Raw genomic sequence first — 18,744 nt, forward strand, 5'->3', positions numbered from 1 at the left:
CTAGGCGGGATGCTGCGGGCCGGCATCCTTTACCAGAGCAATGAAGTCGCTCTGCGCCATCGGTTTATGGAAATAAAAGCCCTGGTACTCACCTATGCCCAGCTGGCTCAATACTGCCAGTTGGCTACGGCTCTCAAGCCCCTCGGCCACGGTCTCCATGTCCAATGCGCGGCACAGATCCACGATGCCAGCCAATAGCTTGGCCGAGCGCTCATCCCGATCGATGTCGTGCAGGAAGGCCCGGTCTATCTTGATCACGTCGAAAGGCAGGTCGCGCAGGTAGCTGAGCGAGGAATAGCCTGTGCCAAAGTCGTCCAGCGCCAGCACGAAGCCATGCGACTTGAGGGTATGCAGCAGCAGGCCGGTGACCTGCTTGCTGTCAAGAAAGGCGGATTCCGTCAGCTCTATCTGTATGCACATCGGCGAGATATCTGCTTCACGGCAGGCTGACAGTAGCACCTGCTCCAGTTGCGGATCCCGTATCTGCAGGGGTGAGAGATTGATGGCGACCGAGATTTGCTGGCCGGTCTGCTGCAACTGCCTGGCCAACAGGGCGGCTTCGCGTATGGCTTGATGGCCTATGGTGAGGATAATGCCAGTTTCCTCCGCAATGGGGATGAAGCTGACCGGTGAAACGGCACCAAACTCCTTGGTTGTCCAGCGCACCAGCAATTCGCACCCCACTACGCGGCCATCGGCTTTCACCTTGGGTTGGGCCACAAAGGTCAGCTGACTGCGTTCGGCAGCCTGTCGCAACAGGCTGGTGAGTTTGATGCGGCTCAGGGCATCGCTATCGAGCTCGGGCCGATAGCGATCTACCCGGTCACGCCCGCTTTGCTTGGCGGCATACATGGCCGAATCGGCATGGCGCAGCAAGGTGCCCGAGTCGTAGCCATCCTGAGGCGCCAGGGCTATGCCTATGCTGGCGCTTACGCTCACCTGATGCCCTCTGACAGATACCGGCATGCGCATGGCCTCAAGCAGGCGTGCTGTCAGTTCTTCCAATTGCCGCATGGATGCCGTATCACCCAGCATGGCGACAAACTCATCACCCCCCCAGCGTGCCAGTGTATCGGCGGGTGATAGCATGGTGAGCAGCCTGCCTGCCACAATCTGCAGCAATTCATCGCCCGCTTCATGTCCCAGCGAGTCGTTGATGCGCTTGAAGCCATCCAGGTCAATGAACAATACGGCCAGCGGGTTGTACTCGCTGGCATGGGGCAGTCGCTGTTCCAGTTCCTCCTGAAAGGCATTGCGATTGGGTAGCTGGGTCAGCGCATCCTGTCTGGCCATGCGCTCCAGCGCTTTGACTGCCTGCTTGCGCTCACGTATGTCACGCAAGGTGGCAATCAGGTAGGGAGCGCTGCCGTTACTTGAGGCAAAGCTGCTGATACTGATCTCTACCGGCAGCTGTTGTTCATGTGTCAGTTGCAGCAGGCTCTCTGCCTGGGCGTGCCCCAGGCGCTGCAGACGCCTGAGCATGATATCGGGCAGGTCAACAAAGCGACTCAGTGATTCGCCCACCAATTGGTGCAGCTTTAGCTTGATCAGGTCGGTAAAGGCGCTATTTGTCTCGATGATCTGCCATTGCTCGGTCAGCACCAGCATGGCGTCGCGCGAGCTGGCAAAGGCCGAGGCCATCAGGCGCAGTGACTCTTCGGCCTCGCGGTAGCGCGTAATATCCTTGACCGTACCGACCATTCGCAACGCTCGCCCCTCATCGCTGCGCGACACGGCTTGCCCGCGTATGCGCAGCCAGCGGGTATTGCCGTCCATGCAGGCCCTGACAGAGATATCGACAGCATCCGCATTGCCGAGCACATGCATACTCCAGGCGAGGCGCGCCTGTTCCAGGTCGTCTGCTTCCACGCGGGCAAAGCAATCCTGGCTATTGAGAACGACAATGTCGGGTGGGTGGTTGGCGACGATGAAGGTCCGGATGGTAACGGCGTCAGACGCGGCCTCCCATTCCCAAATGGATTCTCCACTGGCCCACAGTGCCAGTTCCAACTGGTGCTGTGCCTCAGAGGCTAGCCGTAATGCTTCATAAAGATGCTGGCTGCCGCCATTGCCATGCGGGCGATGCGCACCATGCTCGGTTGATAGCTGGTTTGCCAAGGGCTCGGGAATTATCGCGTCCTGATCATGCGGCGCTGACGGTAGGGTTGTCATATCCGCTGAATATTGCCAATGACATCAGCACACAGGCTTTGCGTGTACGCCAATATGGTTGCCTTGTACAACCCTTCGATAGCCAGCAACTGCATGGCAGTTTCCTTGTTCTTACTCCCTGTTTCTTGGTTATATGAGATAGGCAAGACACCTGCCAGTACGGGGCGACCAACGCACTGTGCAGGTTTGGTAGCAGGACAATCGCCGACGCGGTAATCTGTTCCGGTCTTCAATTTTTTATCTGGTTACGTCATGAAGAAACTCAGTCTGCTCCTTGGTCTTTTGTTTAGCCTGACCGCATACGCTGGAGAGCAACCCTATAACGAAGCCGCAGATGCCCGTGCCGATGTGAAGCAGGCGCTGATCGAGGCACGCAAGGCGCAGAAACCCGTGCTGCTGGTGTTCGGTGCCAACTGGTGCAAGGATTGTGTCGCACTGGATACAGCCTTGAAGACAGAAAAGAATGCGGCCTTGATCGCCAAGGAGTTCAAGGTGGTCAAGGTTGATGTGGGTCGCTTCGACAAGAATCTGGATATCGATACGGTTTATGGCAACCCGATCAAGAAGGGGATACCGGCTGTGGTGGTGCTGGCACCGGATCAGCGCGTGCTGTATGCCACCCGCGCGGGCGAACTGGCCAGTGCGCGCAGCATGAACGATGAGGGTGTGTATGGCTTTTTCCGCAATGTGGTGGAGCAGGCGGGCAAGCAGGGGAGCTAGGCCGCGAGAGCCGCGCCTGGCTGAGGGGGTGCTTCAAACACCCGGTACACGCCAGGTCGGCAATGTCCGGTGAGCATGGCAATGGCAAAGCAGCCAGTACAGCGTGGGACCGTGGTGGCCAGAGGGCTGCCTGCCACCCACTGCGCCTTGTGTGGCCGCTTGCTGCCGGAAGGCACGACGGTAGACGAGCATCATCTGATACCGCGCAGCCTGGGTGGCCGGGAGACGGTGCGCCTGCACAAGATCTGCCATCAGACGCTGCACGCTGTGTTTACCGAGCGCGAGCTTGCCGAGCATTTCCATACCGTGGAAAGGCTCCAGGCGCATGCGACGATTGCCAGCTTTCTTGCCTGGGTGCGCCGACGGCCACCTGAACTCTACGACAGACCGCGCTTTACCCAGGACCGTCGCAGGCGCTAAGCGCGGCTAGCCAGGCAATCGCGCTACGGTAAATCGAACCCGGCTGGCGGCAAGCCAGCCAGCTGGCGTGCCCACATGGCCTCATAAGCGCGCTCCAGCGCGGCAATACTGGCCTGGCTGTCGAACAGGGGCCAGTCTGCCCTGTTGTCCGCCAGCCTGCTTCGCAATGCTGCCAATTGTGCTGGCTCGGTCGCGAGCTGGCGGGCCAGCGCCTGGTAGGCGGGCAGGGAGGTGGTGACCAGTTCCGGCAGGCCAATGGCATGCAGGCAGCTGGCGGCAACCCGGCTGGCAAAACTGTCAGCTACACAGGTCAGCAAGGGCACACCGGCCCACAGGGCATCGCTGGCCGTGGTGTGAGCATTGCAGGGTAGGGTATCCAAGGCCAGGTCTGCCAATGCCAAGCGTGCCAGGTGTTCGGCTTGGGCAAGGGGTGGAGCAAACACCAAACGGTTGGGGGCAATGCCGCGCTTGTGGGCCTCCTGCTGCAGTCTCTCGCAATTGTGGGGCGAGGTGGCCAGTAGCCATAGCACGCTGCCGGGTACTTGCTGCAGCAACTGCATCCACAAGTCGAACATCGCCGGCAACAATTTGTAGTGCTGGTTGAAGCAGCAGAAAACAAAACCGGTTTCAGGCAGGCCTACCGCTTGCCGGCTAGGGGTGGGGCTGGCGTTGGCCAGCCTTGCGTTGATCTGATAGCAGTGGGGCAGCCGGACTACGGCTTCGTTGTAGTATTGCTCGGCGCCGGGTGGGATCACCTGCTTGTCGGCGATCAGGTAGTCGCACCAATCTGCGCCCAGCGTACCGGGATAGGCCAGGTAGTGTACCTGCACCGGCGCGGGTCGCCAGGCCATGACCTGGCTGCGACTGTTGCGGGTCCAGCCTTTCAGGTCGATCAGGATATCGATCTCATCGTCTCGCAGGCGTTGCGCCAGCTGTTCTGCATCCAGCGCGTGTACCGAGGTGAAGCGGTCGAAGCTGTTGCCGATCTGGCTACGGACGGCGGAGTTGTCATCCAGGCCATAGTCATAGCCCCATACCTCGAAGCGCGTGCGGTCGTGTGCAGCAAACATGCCGGCAGTGAGCCAACTGGTGGCATGGGCAAAAAAATCGGCCCCCACATAGCCCAGTCTGATGCGTTTGCCCTGGGTTATGGTGCGGCTAGGCAAAGGCTGGGGCGTATAGTGGCCGGCCCATCGCTGGGATATCTGCTGCTGCGTGGCTGGGTTGCTATCCACGGCCATATGCACGAATGGCGAGATGCGTGCGGTCTTGTCATGCTGCAAGGCGGTGCTCAGACTGCCCAGTTGCTGTGACAATCCATCCCACTCCAGCAGGTGCAGCCGCATATACAGGCTGCCCGAGATGGCGTCGGCGTAGTGCAGGCGGTGCCGTGCAGCCTGGTCGTAGGCATGCATGGCCTCGGCATGGCGCCCTTGCTCCTGCAGAATGCTGCCATAGTTTTTCCAGGCGACGGCGTAGCCGGGATCCAGCTCTATGGCCAGCCTATAGTGTTGGCTGGCTGCGTTCAGGTCACCCGCCAGGTGGCGCAATGCGGCGTAATTGTTATGTGCCAGTGCCAGGTCGGGCGCCAGTGCCAAGGCATGTAGATAGGCTGCCTCGGCCGCCGCATTGTCACCACGCTCATGCGCATTGACGCCCAGGTTGTTCCAGCCCTGGGCATAGTCTGGCTGTGTTTCAACGGCACGCCGATAGGCCTTGCCAGCCTCTGCGTGCTGACGCTGGCTACGGTAGAGGTTGCCCATATCGGTCAGGTAGGCGGCAGAGGCGCCTAGGCTATGCCGTTCGACCTTTGCCAGCGCAGTTGCCAACTCCTCAGCCTTGCCCTCCAGCTCTGCCAGCTGAGCCTTGAACAGCCAGGCTTCGCGGTAGTCGGGATGCTTCTCCAGCACCATATTGCTGAAGTTCTCGGCAGCCAGTAGATCGCCGGCCTGACGGCGCTGGTGGGCAATGGCAAGCAGGGCTTGTGGTGTCAGCTGGGTCATGCAGGGGATTCTAGGGCTTCCAGGGTGTGATTTCACCTGCTGTAGTACGCTGCGTCGTTGGCGATGGCCCGGCGGCAGGGCCGCAAGCAACAAAAAGCCCCCGACGCATCGGGGGCTTTTGCTTGGCTGATCGAACGATCAATCCACGTGGTAGTTCGGTGCTTCCTTGGTGATCTGCACATCGTGGACATGCGATTCGCGGATGCCGGCCGAGGTGATCTCGACGAATTCGGCCTTCTCGTGCACATCGTTGATGGTGGCGCAGCCCAGGTAACCCATGGAGGAGCGCAGGCCGCCAACCAGTTGGTGTATCACGGCGGTCAGCGGGCCCTTGTAGGGGACGCGGCCTTCGATGCCTTCGGGTACCAGCTTGTCGGCATTGTTGACGTTGTCCTGGAAGTAGCGATCGCTGGAGCCTTGCTGCATGGCACCGAGCGAACCCATGCCGCGGTAGCTCTTGTAGGAGCGGCCCTGGAACAGCTCGACTTCACCGGGTGCCTCTTCGGTACCGGCAAACAAGCCACCCAGCATGACCAGGTTGGCGCCCGCTGCAATCGCCTTGGAAATATCGCCGGAGAAGCGGATGCCACCGTCGGCAATCAGCGGAACGCCCGTACCCTTGAGGGCTTCGGCCACATTGGCCACGGCGCTGATTTGCGGTACGCCGACACCGGCGACAATACGGGTCGTGCAGATGGAGCCTGGGCCGATACCGACCTTGACCCCGTCGGCGCCAGCCTTGACCAGTGCCAGTGCCGCTGCAGCGGTGGCGATGTTGCCGCCGATGACCTGGACCTGCGGGAAGTTCCGCTTGACCCAGCTCACGCGGTCCAGCACGCCTTGGCTGTGACCGTGGGCGGTATCGACCACCAGCACGTCCACACCTGCTTCGACCAGCAGGGTAATCCGCTCATCGGTGTCGCCACCCACGCCTACGGCAGCGCCGACACGCAGCCGGCCCAGGTTGTCCTTGGAGGCATTGGGGTGTTCTTTGGTCTTGATGATGTCCTTGACCGTTACCAGGCCACGCAGCTGGAAGCTGTCGTTCACCACCAGCACGCGCTCCAGGCGGTGGGTATGCATCAGCTCGCGGGCTTCGTCTATGCTGGCGCCTTCGCGCACGGTCACCAAACGATCCTTGGGAGTCATGATGCTGGACACTTTGGCGTCCAGGCGTGTTTCAAAACGCAGATCGCGGTTGGTGACAATGCCGACGACCTGACCATCGGCTTCCACGACCGGCAGGCCGGAGATGCGATGTTGCCGGGTCAGCACCAGTACATCACGCACCAGCATGTCGGGGGTGATGGTAACCGGATCCTTGACCACGCCACTTTCATAGCGCTTTACCTTGCTGACTTCCTGTGCCTGTGCCTGCGGGTTCATGTTCTTGTGCACGATGCCGATGCCGCCTTCCTGTGCCATGGCAATGGCAAGGCGGGCTTCGGTAACCGTATCCATGGCGGCCGAGACGAGCGGAAGATTGAGGCGAATATCGCGCGTGAACTGCGTCGAGAGATCGACATCGCGCGGCAGGACGTTGGAATGAGCGGGGACGAGCAGGACGTCGTCGAAGGTCAGCGCTTTTTGAATGACACGCATGGCTAAGTCCTTGGCGGCAAAAATCGATTATACCCTAGTTCAACCAAACTTCCGATAGCGAGAGGGTGTTTGGTATATGCAGCTTTGCTGCAACGGTCTGTTTACGCTTTGTTGCGGCAACGCATACCGATGCGCTTGTCTTGCTCTATGCTTCAAATAGCCGGGTTAGCCCCGTGCCTATAAGAACGAGGAGACCATGTCTGATACCCGCTCTCCATTGATTGGACTCATCATGTCCGGCGGCGGTGCCCGTGCTGCATACCAGGTTGGGGTACTGCGTGCGATCGCCAAGATGTTGCCGCACAACGCGCCCAATCCTTTCCAGATCATCTCCGGCACCTCGGCCGGCGGCATCAATGCAGCGTCGCTTGCGTCGGGTAGCCATAATTTCCGCAAGGCGGTCTGCAAGCTGGAATTCGTCTGGAAGAATCTCAGCGTGGAGCATGTCTACCGCACCGATCTGCGGACCATGATAGGTAACTTCTTCCATTGGGTTGGGCCGCTGTTTACCGGCGGTTTTGGCAAGTTCAATCCCAGATCGTTTCTGGATAACGCTCCATTGAATGATCTCTTGGGCAAGCTGATTGATTTCAACGGTATCCAGACTGCCATTGAAGGTGGTCACCTGCGGGCGCTCAGTATCACGGCATCTGGCTACAACTCGGGCCAGTCTGTGTCTTTCTTCCAGGCAGCTGAAGACATCAAGGGGTGGAACCGGGTGCAAAGGGTGGGGACGCGTGCCCGCATCGAACTTCGCCATCTGCTGGCATCTGCTGCGATTCCCTTTGTCTTTCCGGCGGTGCAGATCAATCGGGAGTGGTTTGGTGATGGATCGGTACGCCAGGTGGCGCCGATCAGCCCGGCGCTGCACCTGGGGGCGGAGAAGATATTGGTGATCGGTGTATCGCCGGCACGGGAAGAGCCGCTGGAGCGGCTGTACGCACCGGATTACCCCACACTGGCGCAAGTGGCCGGGCATTTAATGAACAGCATTTTCATTGATGGCATGGAGGTGGACCTGGAGCGTATCGCCCGGGTCAACCGCACCCTCAGCTTTGTACCGGAGGAGGTAAAGGGCCGCCAGGACGTGCAGCTGAGGGAGGTGGAGATGCTGATCATTTCACCCTCCAAGCCCCTTGAAACCATTGCATCGCGCCATACCGCGCGGTTTCCCTGGACCATGCGCTTTGTTCTGGGGGGGCTGGGGGCGCTCAAGCGGCAGGGCTCGGTATTGGCGTCCTATTTGCTGTTCCATCGTCGCTACGCCCGCGATCTGATTGAACTGGGCTACACCGATGCCATGCGGCGGCGCGGCGACATCATCCGCTTTCTCGGCTATGATCCAGCGGCGTTGCCGCCCACAGAGGATTGATGCCGTGCCGAGGAGAGTTGCCGTGTTACGCCGCCCTTTGCTGTTGAGTCTGGTCCTGCTGCTGGCTGGCTGCTCCTTGATGCAGCGTCTGCGCGAGTCCATGCCCACACGGGCGCCAACCTTTGGCTCCGAAGAAGTTGCCCAGCCAGGCAAGACGGCCAAGCCTGTGGATCCGGTTGCCAATGTGAAACTGCTTCGGGCCCCGGCAGACTGGGGTGAGCTGGCCCGTGAGGCGGCCTTGCGCATGTCGCAGCGTGCTTCACAGATCAAGGAACTAGGCAGCCGTACCGTGTATGTGAACGAGCCTGTGTTGCCGACGCCGTTTGCCCGCGCCCTGCGGCAGTTCCTGCAGAGTGATCTGACCCAAATGGGCTTGAACGTGGCGCAGCGCAAGGAGAAGGGTGAAGTCTGGCTGGATGCGGAAGTACAATCCGTGCGCATGAGCAGCGGCCTGCAGATCGTGGTGACGACGGCCATTAGTGACGGCAATCGCTTCCTGTTCCGGGAGACCGATGTCTATATGGTGAACCAGTCTGATGTCCGTCTCTATGATGAATCGATGCTGCCGCCCCCCCCGCAGCCACCCGCACCCCCTACGCCCACCAAGACCATGTCGGTGACAGGAGGGTGAGCATGCGCAGGCTGTATCCACTTATGCTGGCGCTGCTGCTGGCCGGTTGTGCCCAGTACCAGGCAGGTAGCCGCAACCCCTTGATACGTACCAGCTATGATGCGGCGGACCAGCTGGTACAACTGACCCAGCCGACGCTGCCCAAGGATGCGCCGCTGATCGTTGCCACCTTTGTGCATCTGGATCACCTGACCGAGGCGGCGACGCTGGGCCGCGTATTGTCCGAGCAGGTGGCAACGCGCTTTACGCAAATGGGTTACCCTGTGGTCGAGCTGAAGCTGCGGGGCAGTGTGTTTGTGCGTGAGGGCAAGGGTGAGCTGTTGCTATCGCGGGAGGTCAAGGACATCAGCCTCGCCCATAATGTACAAGCCGTGGTGGTGGGTACCTACGCCACTTCACCCGACAAGATTTTCCTCAACCTCAAGATCGTACGCCCGCAGGACAACCGCGTGCTGTCGGCCCATAGCGTGGCTATCGATCTTAATGAAACCACCCAGGCGCTGCTGTTGTCCGAGCCATCCTGATACAAACTTCGCTACCCTGATATGAACTGGTTATTTACTCGACGCATGGGCTTCTTCGCCCTGGCGCTGGCTTGCGCCGGCATGATGGCCTTTGCCCTCTACCTGCAGTACTACAAGTATCTCAATCCTTGTCCCCTGTGCATGTTCCAGCGCGTCTTCGTGGTGGGCGTAGGCGTTGTGGCCTTGCTGGCTGCGCTGCATGGCCCAGGGCAGGGGCGTTATCGCTACTACGGTATGGCTACCGGCGTCATCGGTCTGGTCGGACTAGGCGTGGCCGTACGACATACCCTGCTGCAGTATTTTCCGCCTGCCGATCTAGGCAGCTGCGGCGCCGGGCTGATGCAGATGTTTGAAACCATGAATGTCATGGAAGTCATCATCCAGGTGATGGCCGGCGGCAGCGAATGCGCAGCCATAGACTGGAGCCTGCTGGGCCTGTCGCTGCCCGGATGGTCGGCCTTGGGTTTTGCCGGCTTGACTGCAGTGGCATTTGCACTGGCATTCAGGCGCCAGCGCTGACATAGGGCTTGCTTTGCTGGTTGCGTGCAACAAAACAGGGCGCCATGGCGCCCTGTTTTGTTAATCCACTATTAGTTGGCGACCAGATTCAGCAAGTCTGCGGTGCCTATTTGCTTCTGTAGCTTGCTGGCGGCTTCTGGGTCGTTTGCCAGAAAGTAGAAGAATTCCCGTGCCAGGCTGACGAATACATGCCAGCGTTCCTGGTGGGGGAACAGGGTCAGTACCTGGTCTACGCCGGTGCGATAGCTGTCGGTGTTCTGCGCTACGTCGCGGATGGTGAACAGCAGCAGCTTGATCAGCCGGAGGCGGGCGTTGATGTTGCTCTCTTCCATGCCGGCCTTGCGCAGCTCTTCCACGTATTTGTTCATGCTCTTGATCTGGTGCGCCTGCCGCTCCAGCTGTATCAGGGTGGCTTGCGACCAGGGGTCGGCATGCATGCGGCTGAGGGCGTCCTGCAAGGCCGTATTGTCGCCGCCCAGGCTGCTGGCGCCAGGTATGGGCGCGGCTGCCGGGGGCGCTGCGGGGCGCCAGGGTGGCGTTGCGGTGACGGCCTCGCCGTTCCAGTGCGGAAAGAACTCCCGTATCAGTTCGACAAACTGGCCGTCTTCGGGGAAGTTGCGCAAGGTCAGCTCAGCGGCCTTGCGATAGCCCGCCCCATCCTGCGGCAGGTCTCGCAAGGTGGAGAGCAAGTGGCGCAAGAAATGGCGCGACAGCGTCATCTGCTTGTTCGCTATACCTCGCCGTTTCAGTTCTTCCAGGTATTGTTCCAGTGCTTGATCAGGCTGGGGACGGCTCATGGTCGGCTGTGGGTTGGGTTAGGCAGCGTGGGCTAGCGGTTTGGGCTCGCCATGGTTGAAGCCATTCCAGAAATAGAAGAATTCCCGCGCCATCTCTATGAACAGGCGGCGGGTATCTTCCTTGGAAAACAGGGTCAGCATGGCATCCACGCCGGCTCTATAGGCGGTGGGCGTGGGTTCGGCGTGACGTATGACATACAGCAGCAAGGTCAGCAAACGCTCCCGGATATCGACCCCGGCATCATGGGTGCCCTGTTCGGCCAGCCGCACTAGGTATTCCTTGAGGCAGGGCTGTTCGTTCTGCGACCAGGCATCGGCATCGAGGCGCTCGAACATCTCCACCAGGCTCCCGCGCAAATCTACCGGCGAGTGCTCTAGTGACAGGGCATCGGCCGCATTCAAACGGGCAATGGTCTTCAGATCGCCTATCCAGAATGGGTAGAATTCACGCGAAGTGGTGATGATTTCCACTTGCTGATCATCGGGAAACTTGGCAACGGTACTGTCGACACCCGAACGGTAGCCGGCGTCGTCGTCGGTCAGATGGGTATCAGCCTGCGACTCCAGTGCGCTCAGCAAATGGCGCAGGAAGTGCTTTCTGCGCGTGATGATGCTGGTTGCAGCCCCTTTGTTTTTCAACAAATTGAGGTAGGCGGTCAACGCAGTATCGGCGTGTTGTGCATCAAAGGGTGGCATGAGCGGGAGGCTGTAGGACCGTCAGTTCATTCTAGTCGATTTCAGGCAAAGCAGAATGCCCCTCGGCGTCTGGTAAAATTGCGGCATGATCCGTTTATCCTCCCTTACCTTAAGACGCGGCACCAAGGTGCTGCTTGATCGAGTCGATCTCATCCTTCACCGTGGCCAGCGTGTTGGCATAGTTGGCCCCAATGGCGCTGGCAAATCCAGTTTCTTTGGACTATTGCGCGGCGAATTGCACCCGGATGCAGGTGATATAGATTACCCCAGCAATCTGGTGGTGGCATCCGTGCGCCAGGAAACACCGGCCCTGACGTCCAGCGCGCTGGATTATGTGCTTGATGGTGATGCCGAGTTGCGGCATATCCAAGCTCAGTTGGCCAATCCCGACCAGGATGGCAACCAATTGGCCGAATGGCTGGGCCAGCTCGAAGCCGTGGATGGCTACTCGGCCGAGGCCCGCGCCAGCAAGATGCTGTTTGGCCTGGGTTTCAGCGCGGCAGATCTGCAGCGCCCGGTGGCCAGTTTCTCGGGTGGTTGGCGCATGCGGCTCAACCTGGCGCAGGCCTTGATGTGCCGGTCCGATCTGTTGCTGCTGGATGAGCCCACCAACCATTTAGATCTCGACGCGGTGATCTGGATGGAAAACTGGCTGGCCAGCTATCCAGGTACGTTGCTGCTGATCTCGCATGACCGGGATTTTCTGGATGCCACGGTCAATGCCATCGCCCATCTGGCCAATAGCCAGATCACCATCTACACCGGTAATTACGCGGATTTCGAGAACCAGAAGGCCGAGAAGCTGGCTCAGCAGCAGCAGGCTTTTGAAAAGCAGCAGCGTGAGATGGCCCACTTGCAGAAGTATGTGGATCGCTTCCGCGCCCAGGCTACCAAGGCGAGACAAGCGCAGTCGCGTATCAAGGCACTGGAGCGGATGGAAATCATCTCGGCCGCGCATGTTGATTCGCCATTCGATTTCAGCTTCCGCGAGCCGGTGAGCAGCCCCAACCAGTTGCTGAGCATAGAGGAAGGCGCGGTAGGCTATGGCGGCAACCGTCTGCTCGATGGGCTGGACCTTGCCGTGGAAGCCGGTGCGCGTATCGGCTTGCTGGGCCGCAATGGTGCTGGCAAGTCCACCCTCGTCAAGTTGCTGGCAGGCGAGCTATCCCTGGTAGCTGGGCACCGGGTGGAAGGCAAGGGCTTGGAGATAGGCTACTTTGCCCAGCATCAGCTGGAGCACCTGCGGCTGGATGAAAGCCCGCTCTGGCATCTGCAGAAACTGAGCCCGCAGGTGCGTGAGCAGGAGCTGCTTAATTTCCTTGGCGGGTTTGATTTCCGTGGCGATATGGCCCGTAGCCCTGTGGCGCCTTTCTCGGGCGGTGAGAAAGCCCGTTTGGCCTTGGCAATGATAGTCTGGCAGCGCCCGAACCTGCTGCTGCTGGATGAGCCGACCAACCACCTGGATCTGGAGATGCGCCACGCGCTGACCATGGCCTTGCAGGACTATGTCGGTGCCATGATTGTGGTATCGCATGATCGCCATCTGCTGCGTGCCACGACCGATCGTTTCCTGCTGGTTGAGGGTGGGCGGGTCAGCTACTTTGACGGCGATCTGGATGACTACAAGCGCTACCGCAAGGAAACCGAAAGCAAGCCTGCGGTGGCGGCCAATGCCGGTGTGGTGGTGGAGTCGGATCGCAAGCAGCAGAAGCGGCAGGAGGCTGGTGATCGCAGGCGCATGTCGCAGTTGAAGAAGCCGCTGGAGAAGGAACTGGGCCTGCTAGAGAAGCAGATGGCTGCCCTGACCGAAGAGAAGGCGGCCTTGGTGGCCGAGTTGGCAGGCGAAGCCATTTACGCGGCAGAGGCCAAGGAGCAGTTGAAGGACAAGGTAAGGCGCCAAGCCGAGCTTGAACTGACCCTGGGTGAGCTGGAGGTGCGCTGGTTGGAGTTGCAGGAAGAGCTGGAAGTGCTGGCGGACGACGCGAGCTGAGTTGGCCTACACCGCCCCATGCGACCTGCTGGGGCGGTAGTTTTATATTTGTAATTTTCGTGCAAGTTTTGCGCTGGTATCCATTAGAGTAGCGCTAGTGCTTTCTACTGTGCCTTTCGCTTATTTGTTGTTCCTGGTGTCTGTATGTCATCCGATTTAGCGCTTACTTCCCCCCCCGAGAGCACGGGCCGCTGGCAACAGGCGGCCATCCCGGTACTGTTCCTGCTCCTGGGTATGGTGTATGCCAGCTGGGCTTCACGCATCCCGGCGGTACGTGATGCCCTGCAACTGGATGCCGCCACGCTGGGGACTGTCCTGCTGGGTGGTGGCCTTGGTGCGGTGCTGTCGTTCCCTCTGGCTGCCTGGCTGATAGGCCATTACGGCGCACGTAAGGCGGCACTGTTCTCCGGTGTGGGCTTGTTGACGATACTGCCTTGCCTGGGTTTGCTGCCAAGCTGGCCACTGCTGATGCTGGGGGTGACCTTGATCGGGGTCGGTAGCAGCTGCTTTGATGTTGCCATCAATGCCCTGGGCGCGGAGGCGGAGCGTGCTGCTGGTCGCTCCATTATGTCCATGCTGCATGCCTGGTTCTGTGTGGGCACGTTTGGTGGCGCCTTGCTGGGGAGTGGTGCAGCCAAGCTGGGCTTGTCGCCTGCCATGCACTTTGCCCTGGCTGCGCTGCTGCTGGGGCTGCCGCTGTGGCAGGCCTACCGCGTGCTGCCGTGCGACCGACCCGACCCGGAGGTCGGACGCAAGCATTTTGCGCTACCCCACGGTGCACTGATTTGGCTGGGCATGATTGCCTTTCTCGGTGCGGTATCCGAGGGGTCGCTCACCAGCTGGATTGCGCTGTACCTGCACGACCATCTGCACGCCAGCGAGGCAGTGGCACCATTGGGCTATGCCGCGTTTGCCGGTGCCATGCTGGTGGCACGCATTGTGGGCGACCGCTTGAAGGAGCGCCTCGGTGCCCGTGTGCTGGTGGCGGGCAGCAGCATGCTGGCAGTGGTGGGGCTGTTGATCGCCATCTTCGCACCTACCATACCGGTGGCCACGGTGGGGTTCGCCCTGACGGGGCTGGGTGTGGCGGCAGTGTTTCCCTGCCTGTTCAGTGCTGCTGGCCGCGAGGGCGCGACTGCACTGGCTGGGGTGGCCACGCTGGGCTATAGCGGATCATTGATGGGGCCACCCATCATGGGCTATGTCGTACACGGCATGGGCTTGCAGGCAGGCCTGGGTTTTCTGGTGCTGGCTAGCCTGGGGGTCTGCGTGGCAGCCATGAGCGCGCGCTTGTTGCGTTAGGCCATACGCGTCTGGTTCTTCAAGCTCATGATTTATAATGAAAAAGCCCGTCGCTATGGTGACGGGCTTTTTCTTGCGACAAGCGAAACCAAGCTTACAGCTTGGCAGCATGCTCCCGGGTGGCATGGAACGCCACCTTGGGCCAGCGCTCCTGCGCCAGTTGCAGGTTGACACGGTTGGGTGCCAGATAGGTCAGGTTGTCGGCGGCATCGCGGGCCAGGTTCAGGATCAGGCCCTTTTCGAAGTCGGCCAGCATGCGATGGTCTTCGCAGCTGACCCAGCGTGCGGTATGGATGGCGCAGTTCTCGAATACGGCATCGACGCCGTATTCATTTTCCAACCGGCTCTTGACCACTTCGAACTGCAGCACACCCACGGCGCCCAAGATCATGTCGGCACCCGACAGCGGCTTGAACACCTGTACGGCACCTTCTTCCCCCAACTGTTGCAGGCCTTTCTGCAGCTGCTTGAGCTTGAGTGGGTTCTTGATGCGCACGCTGCGGAACAGCTCGGGCGCAAAGTAGGGGATGCCGGTGAAGGCCAGCTTTTCACCTTCGCTGAAGCTGTCGCCTATCTGGATATTGCCGTGGTTGGGCACACCGATGATATCGCCAGCGTAGGCTTCTTCTACCTGCTCGCGGGAGGAAGCCATGAAGGTCACCACCGAGTTGGCGGCCACATCACGCTCCAGGCGCAGATGCTTCATCTTCATGCCACGCTCGAACTTGCCCGAGCAGACGCGCAGGAAGGCGATACGGTCGCGGTGCTTGGGATCCATATTGGCCTGGATCTTGAACACGAAGCCGGAGAACTTCTCTTCGTCCGGCTTGACGTCGCGTACCGTCGCATCCCGGTGCTGGGGAGAGGGGGCCCAGTCGATCAAGGCATTCAGAATCTCGCGTACGCCGAAGTTGTTGATGGCCGAACCAAAGAATACCGGTGTTTGGGTACCGGCCAGGAAGGCCTCAAGGTCAAACGGATGCGAGGCGCCACGTACCAGCTCCAACTCCATCCGGGTCTGTTCGATTTCCAGCGGGAACAGCTCATCCAGGCGGGCGTTGTCTATGCCCTTGATGACCTCGACATCCTCGATATTCCTATCCTCGCCGGGCGAGAACAGCAGGATTTCGTCCTTGAGGATGTGATACACGCCACGGAAGGTCTTGCCCATGCCTATGGGCCAGGTGATGGGTGCGCACTGTATCTTCAGCACGCTTTCCACTTCGTCCAGCAGCTCCAGCGAATCGCGCACTTCACGGTCGTACTTGTTCATGAAGGTGACGATGGGCGTATCACGCAGGCGGCAGACATTGAGCAGCTTGATGGTCTGCTCCTCCACGCCCTTGGCGGCATCGATCACCATCAGCGCGCTATCCACGGCGGTCAGCACGCGGTAGGTATCTTCCGAGAAGTCCTGGTGGCCAGGCGTATCGAGCAAATTGATCACATGCTCGCGGTAATCGAACTGCATCACGCTAGAGGCGACCGAAATACCGCGCTGCTTTTCGATTTCCATCCAGTCGGAGGTGGCGAACTTGCCGGTCTTCTTGCCCTTGACGGTACCCGCCATCTGAATGGCGCCCGAGAAGTACAGCAGCTTCTCGGTCAGCGTGGTCTTGCCGGCATCGGGGTGGGAGATGATGCCGAAGGTGCGCCGACGGGCGACTTCCTGAGCGATGGGCGACATGGTCAAGCGCCTTGAATTCTTTGAGAAAAGGGCGCGATTGTAGGCCAGTAGGGCATGAAAGTCGATGTGCCGTGGATGGCCGGGCCAAGCCCCCAACATTTGGGCGCTTGTTGCAGCGGGTATCAGCCCCAGATGCTGTCTATGTCTACATAGGCATTGAAGGTGGCCGGATCGATGGTTTCACCCACACCATAAAGCGGGTTATGGGTGTCGCGCTGCACCGGAGGCGAGAGCGGTAGGCCATCGCCGCCAATCAGGCTGACCACCAAGGGGTGGTTGGGTGAGCTGCCGGGCCGCACCACCACGCCTTTCTCGCCATTGGCCAGACGGAGCTGTAGTCCGGGTGGGAAGATGCCGACCGCCCGTATGAACTGGGCCGCCAGGGTCTGGTCCACCGTCTTGCCGCGTTCCAGCAGGATGCCGCGCAATGCAACGGTCAGCGGCACAGCGGAGCGATACTCGCGGAAGGTGATACGGGCGCAATAGATGTCCGCCAGCCGCAGTATCTGTCCTTCCGGGCTCAGTTCATGACCGGCCGTGCCATTGGGGTAGCCGGTGCCGTCAAAGTGCTCATGATGCTCCAGTACGGCGCGCAACCAGATGGGATCATTCACGCCCATGCTCTTGAGCCGGGTCGTGGCTTCCTCTGGGTGCTTGTGCAGACGTTCTTTCTGTTCGTCGGTCAGCGGTGTGCTCTGGGCCTTGATTTCATCCTGGAAGCAAGTGGTGCCCAGATTCATGGTCAAGGCCGCGCAGATCAGGCCGAACTCGCGGGCCGGGGTCAGCTTGAGATCGCGCGCGGCCAGGCGTGCGATGGTGGCGCTATCCAACAGGTGGCGGCTGCTGTAGCGGCCATCCTGGCGCAGGCTGATGATGGCCTGGGCCAGCTCGGGCTTAGCCCCGCACAGGCTGTCGACACAGCGGGCAATCTCCGTAATGCGGGAGATGAACTGACCGCTTTGTATGGTCAGCTCCACATTCTCGTACAGCAGCTCCATTTTCTTGCGTAGATCCAGCCACTCCTGCGCGGGGCTGGCTTCTGGTTCGCTGTCCTCGGCTTCGACCTGTGCGATACGTGATTGCCGCAGGGCGTTGCTGTCGGCAAACACGCCGACCGCAACCAGCCGGTCTACCTGTCCTTCGCTATTGATGAGATAGCCCTTGCGCAGCAGCAGGGTGCCTTTCTCATCGTAGACATCCCAAGGCAGTGCCTTGCCCACCTCGATATCCGAGTGCCGAACCCGTGATTGGCTCATGATCTACCCCGTTGTCGCCGGTTTCAGATCGTGGCTTTGAGCAGGAAAATCACGGTGCCGGGTCGGGCCGCATCCTCTATCAGACGGTAAGTCAGCGCTGCCTGGGCGTCCCGGGCTATGGTCAACAGGCCCAAGCCCGCGCCTTTGCTGCCGTCTGGCGTGTCCTGCCGGATGGCTTGGGCATAGGCTTCCTTGATTTCGGCATGGGTCATCAGGCGTAGGGGTTCTATACGCTCGCGCAGGGTGTGAGCCTGGGCGGCATCAACCCGGTTGGCGCACTCCAGCAGGTAGTGGCCCTGTGTGAGGGTGACGGAAATGCTGCCCCAGCGCAGCTGATGGTCGTCCTGTTCGCTGGGGGTCAGGGTGTCCTGGGCGTAGTGGATGATGTTCTGCGTCATCTCGACCAGGGAGGACAGTAGCCGGCGACGGATAGGGTTGCTGACGCCATCCCTGTCCAGCTTGACCTTGAAGCCCTCCACCATGGCTGTCAGCAGCGGCTGCGACAGGTAGCCACTGTAGAAGAAGCAGACATTGCCGGCGGTAAACAACTCGCCATATTCCTCAAATACATCGTCGAGCATGGGGCTGTGCTCCCAGTAGTAGCCGCCTGGGTGGCCAGGCGGCAGAAAGAGATATGGCTAATCGGTATTCACCGGAACATCGGTAAACCTGAGGGCAGGGTAATCCTGGTGGATCTCCTGACCGAACTCGAACAGTGTTTCGTCGTCCTCATCATGAAACCAGTTGAGGCTGACCTCATTGCCTGCCAAAGCGGCTTGGTTGAAGGCATCGAACATGGAAAACAGCAGCTTGGTACTGGAGCTGTTGAAATAGGCTAGGGAGACGTTGATGCGAATCTCGGTGCCTTTGCAGCCGGCCAGATACTGCCGCACCCGTTCCAGCACGCCACCATAGAAGGATGCTGCGTTCTCGGGATAGGACTCACCCTTCAGGCTCAGTGTGTGCTGATCGAAACGGAAGTCCACCTCGGGTGTGCTGGGGGTGGCGGCAATGAACAGGTTTTCCATCTTTTCATCCTCGGGTACGGGAGGG

At 60.1% G+C, this 18,744-nt stretch carries 17 protein-coding genes; 8 read left to right on the plus strand and 9 right to left on the minus strand.

All coding sequences use genetic code 11. The annotated features are described in order from the left end of the window. The gene (locus V7714_RS04935; protein WP_335708714.1) at nucleotides 1-2,172 is read right to left on the minus strand and encodes a putative bifunctional diguanylate cyclase/phosphodiesterase; all 2,172 of its coding nucleotides are present in this window, start codon (nucleotides 2,170-2,172) and stop codon (nucleotides 1-3) included. A 252-nt stretch (nucleotides 2,173-2,424) separates the two neighbouring features. Between V7714_RS04935 and V7714_RS04940 the strand changes: the two genes are divergently transcribed. Further along, nucleotides 2,425-2,892 (plus strand): thioredoxin family protein, encoded by a 468-nt coding sequence (locus V7714_RS04940; RefSeq protein ID WP_335708715.1) that lies wholly within the window; start codon nucleotides 2,425-2,427, stop codon nucleotides 2,890-2,892. Between the two features lie 81 nt (nucleotides 2,893-2,973). Next, nucleotides 2,974-3,312, plus strand: coding sequence for a hypothetical protein (locus V7714_RS04945; RefSeq protein ID WP_335708716.1), 339 nt, complete (start codon nucleotides 2,974-2,976; stop codon nucleotides 3,310-3,312). Between the two features lie 23 nt (nucleotides 3,313-3,335). Here V7714_RS04945 and V7714_RS04950 read toward each other — a convergent pair whose 3' ends face one another. Continuing rightward, nucleotides 3,336-5,315, minus strand: coding sequence for an O-linked N-acetylglucosamine transferase, SPINDLY family protein (locus V7714_RS04950; protein ID WP_335708717.1), 1,980 nt, complete (start codon nucleotides 5,313-5,315; stop codon nucleotides 3,336-3,338). 138 nt (nucleotides 5,316-5,453) lie between these two features. Further along, nucleotides 5,454-6,917 (minus strand): IMP dehydrogenase, encoded by a 1,464-nt coding sequence (guaB, locus tag V7714_RS04955; protein ID WP_335708718.1) that lies wholly within the window; start codon nucleotides 6,915-6,917, stop codon nucleotides 5,454-5,456. Nucleotides 6,918-7,113: 196 nt separating this feature from the next. Here guaB and V7714_RS04960 point away from each other — a divergent pair, with 196 nt between their 5' ends. Genes V7714_RS04960 through V7714_RS04975 form a run of 4 tightly spaced genes read left to right on the plus strand, consistent with a single transcriptional unit; the run spans nucleotide 7,114 to nucleotide 9,963 of the window. After that, nucleotides 7,114-8,289, plus strand: coding sequence for a patatin-like phospholipase family protein (locus V7714_RS04960; RefSeq protein WP_335708719.1), 1,176 nt, complete (start codon nucleotides 7,114-7,116; stop codon nucleotides 8,287-8,289). A gap of 22 nt (nucleotides 8,290-8,311) precedes the next feature. Further along, nucleotides 8,312-8,920, plus strand: a complete 609-nt coding sequence (locus tag V7714_RS04965) for a hypothetical protein (protein ID WP_335708720.1) — start codon at nucleotides 8,312-8,314, stop codon at nucleotides 8,918-8,920. 2 nt (nucleotides 8,921-8,922) lie between these two features. Further along, the gene (locus V7714_RS04970) at nucleotides 8,923-9,444 is read left to right on the plus strand and encodes a FlgO family outer membrane protein (RefSeq protein ID WP_335708721.1); all 522 of its coding nucleotides are present in this window, start codon (nucleotides 8,923-8,925) and stop codon (nucleotides 9,442-9,444) included. A gap of 21 nt (nucleotides 9,445-9,465) precedes the next feature. Beyond that, nucleotides 9,466-9,963 carry a disulfide bond formation protein B gene (locus V7714_RS04975; RefSeq protein WP_335708722.1) on the plus strand — a complete coding sequence of 166 codons (498 nt, stop codon included), beginning with the start codon at nucleotides 9,466-9,468 and terminating at the stop codon, nucleotides 9,961-9,963. Between the two features lie 71 nt (nucleotides 9,964-10,034). Here V7714_RS04975 and V7714_RS04980 read toward each other — a convergent pair whose 3' ends face one another. Then, complete coding sequence (locus tag V7714_RS04980; RefSeq protein ID WP_335708723.1) at nucleotides 10,035-10,760, minus strand: hypothetical protein; 726 nt, start codon at nucleotides 10,758-10,760, stop codon at nucleotides 10,035-10,037. An 18-nt stretch (nucleotides 10,761-10,778) separates the two neighbouring features. Continuing rightward, nucleotides 10,779-11,456 carry a hypothetical protein gene (locus V7714_RS04985; RefSeq protein ID WP_284196261.1) on the minus strand — a complete coding sequence of 226 codons (678 nt, stop codon included), beginning with the start codon at nucleotides 11,454-11,456 and terminating at the stop codon, nucleotides 10,779-10,781. An 85-nt stretch (nucleotides 11,457-11,541) separates the two neighbouring features. On the opposite strand from V7714_RS04985, the gene V7714_RS04990 reads away from it, so the two are divergent. Together V7714_RS04990 and V7714_RS04995 are read left to right on the plus strand one after the other, a co-directional pair. Then, on the plus strand, nucleotides 11,542-13,446 hold the full coding sequence (locus V7714_RS04990; protein ID WP_335708724.1) for an ATP-binding cassette domain-containing protein: 1,905 nt from the start codon (nucleotides 11,542-11,544) through the stop codon (nucleotides 13,444-13,446). Nucleotides 13,447-13,590: 144 nt separating this feature from the next. Continuing rightward, nucleotides 13,591-14,748, plus strand: coding sequence for an MFS transporter (locus V7714_RS04995; protein WP_335708725.1), 1,158 nt, complete (start codon nucleotides 13,591-13,593; stop codon nucleotides 14,746-14,748). A gap of 94 nt (nucleotides 14,749-14,842) precedes the next feature. On the opposite strand, the gene V7714_RS05000 is transcribed toward V7714_RS04995, so the two are convergent. The 4 genes from V7714_RS05000 to V7714_RS05015 form a co-directional block, all read right to left on the minus strand. Continuing rightward, nucleotides 14,843-16,435, minus strand: a complete 1,593-nt coding sequence (locus tag V7714_RS05000) for a peptide chain release factor 3 (protein WP_335708726.1) — start codon at nucleotides 16,433-16,435, stop codon at nucleotides 14,843-14,845. A gap of 122 nt (nucleotides 16,436-16,557) precedes the next feature. Beyond that, nucleotides 16,558-17,691 carry an HD-GYP domain-containing protein gene (locus V7714_RS05005; RefSeq protein WP_335708727.1) on the minus strand — a complete coding sequence of 378 codons (1,134 nt, stop codon included), beginning with the start codon at nucleotides 17,689-17,691 and terminating at the stop codon, nucleotides 16,558-16,560. A gap of 23 nt (nucleotides 17,692-17,714) precedes the next feature. Then, nucleotides 17,715-18,272 (minus strand): SiaB family protein kinase, encoded by a 558-nt coding sequence (locus tag V7714_RS05010; protein ID WP_284196256.1) that lies wholly within the window; start codon nucleotides 18,270-18,272, stop codon nucleotides 17,715-17,717. A gap of 57 nt (nucleotides 18,273-18,329) precedes the next feature. Next, nucleotides 18,330-18,719: a DUF1987 domain-containing protein gene (locus V7714_RS05015; protein WP_335708728.1), complete on the minus strand. Its 390-nt coding sequence runs from the start codon at nucleotides 18,717-18,719 to the stop codon at nucleotides 18,330-18,332. Nucleotides 18,720-18,744: the final 25 nt, after the last annotated feature.

It is taken from the genome of Chitinimonas sp. JJ19 (assembly GCF_036961565.1).
In the GTDB taxonomy this organism is placed as follows: Bacteria; Pseudomonadota; Gammaproteobacteria; order Burkholderiales; family Chitinimonadaceae; genus Chitinimonas.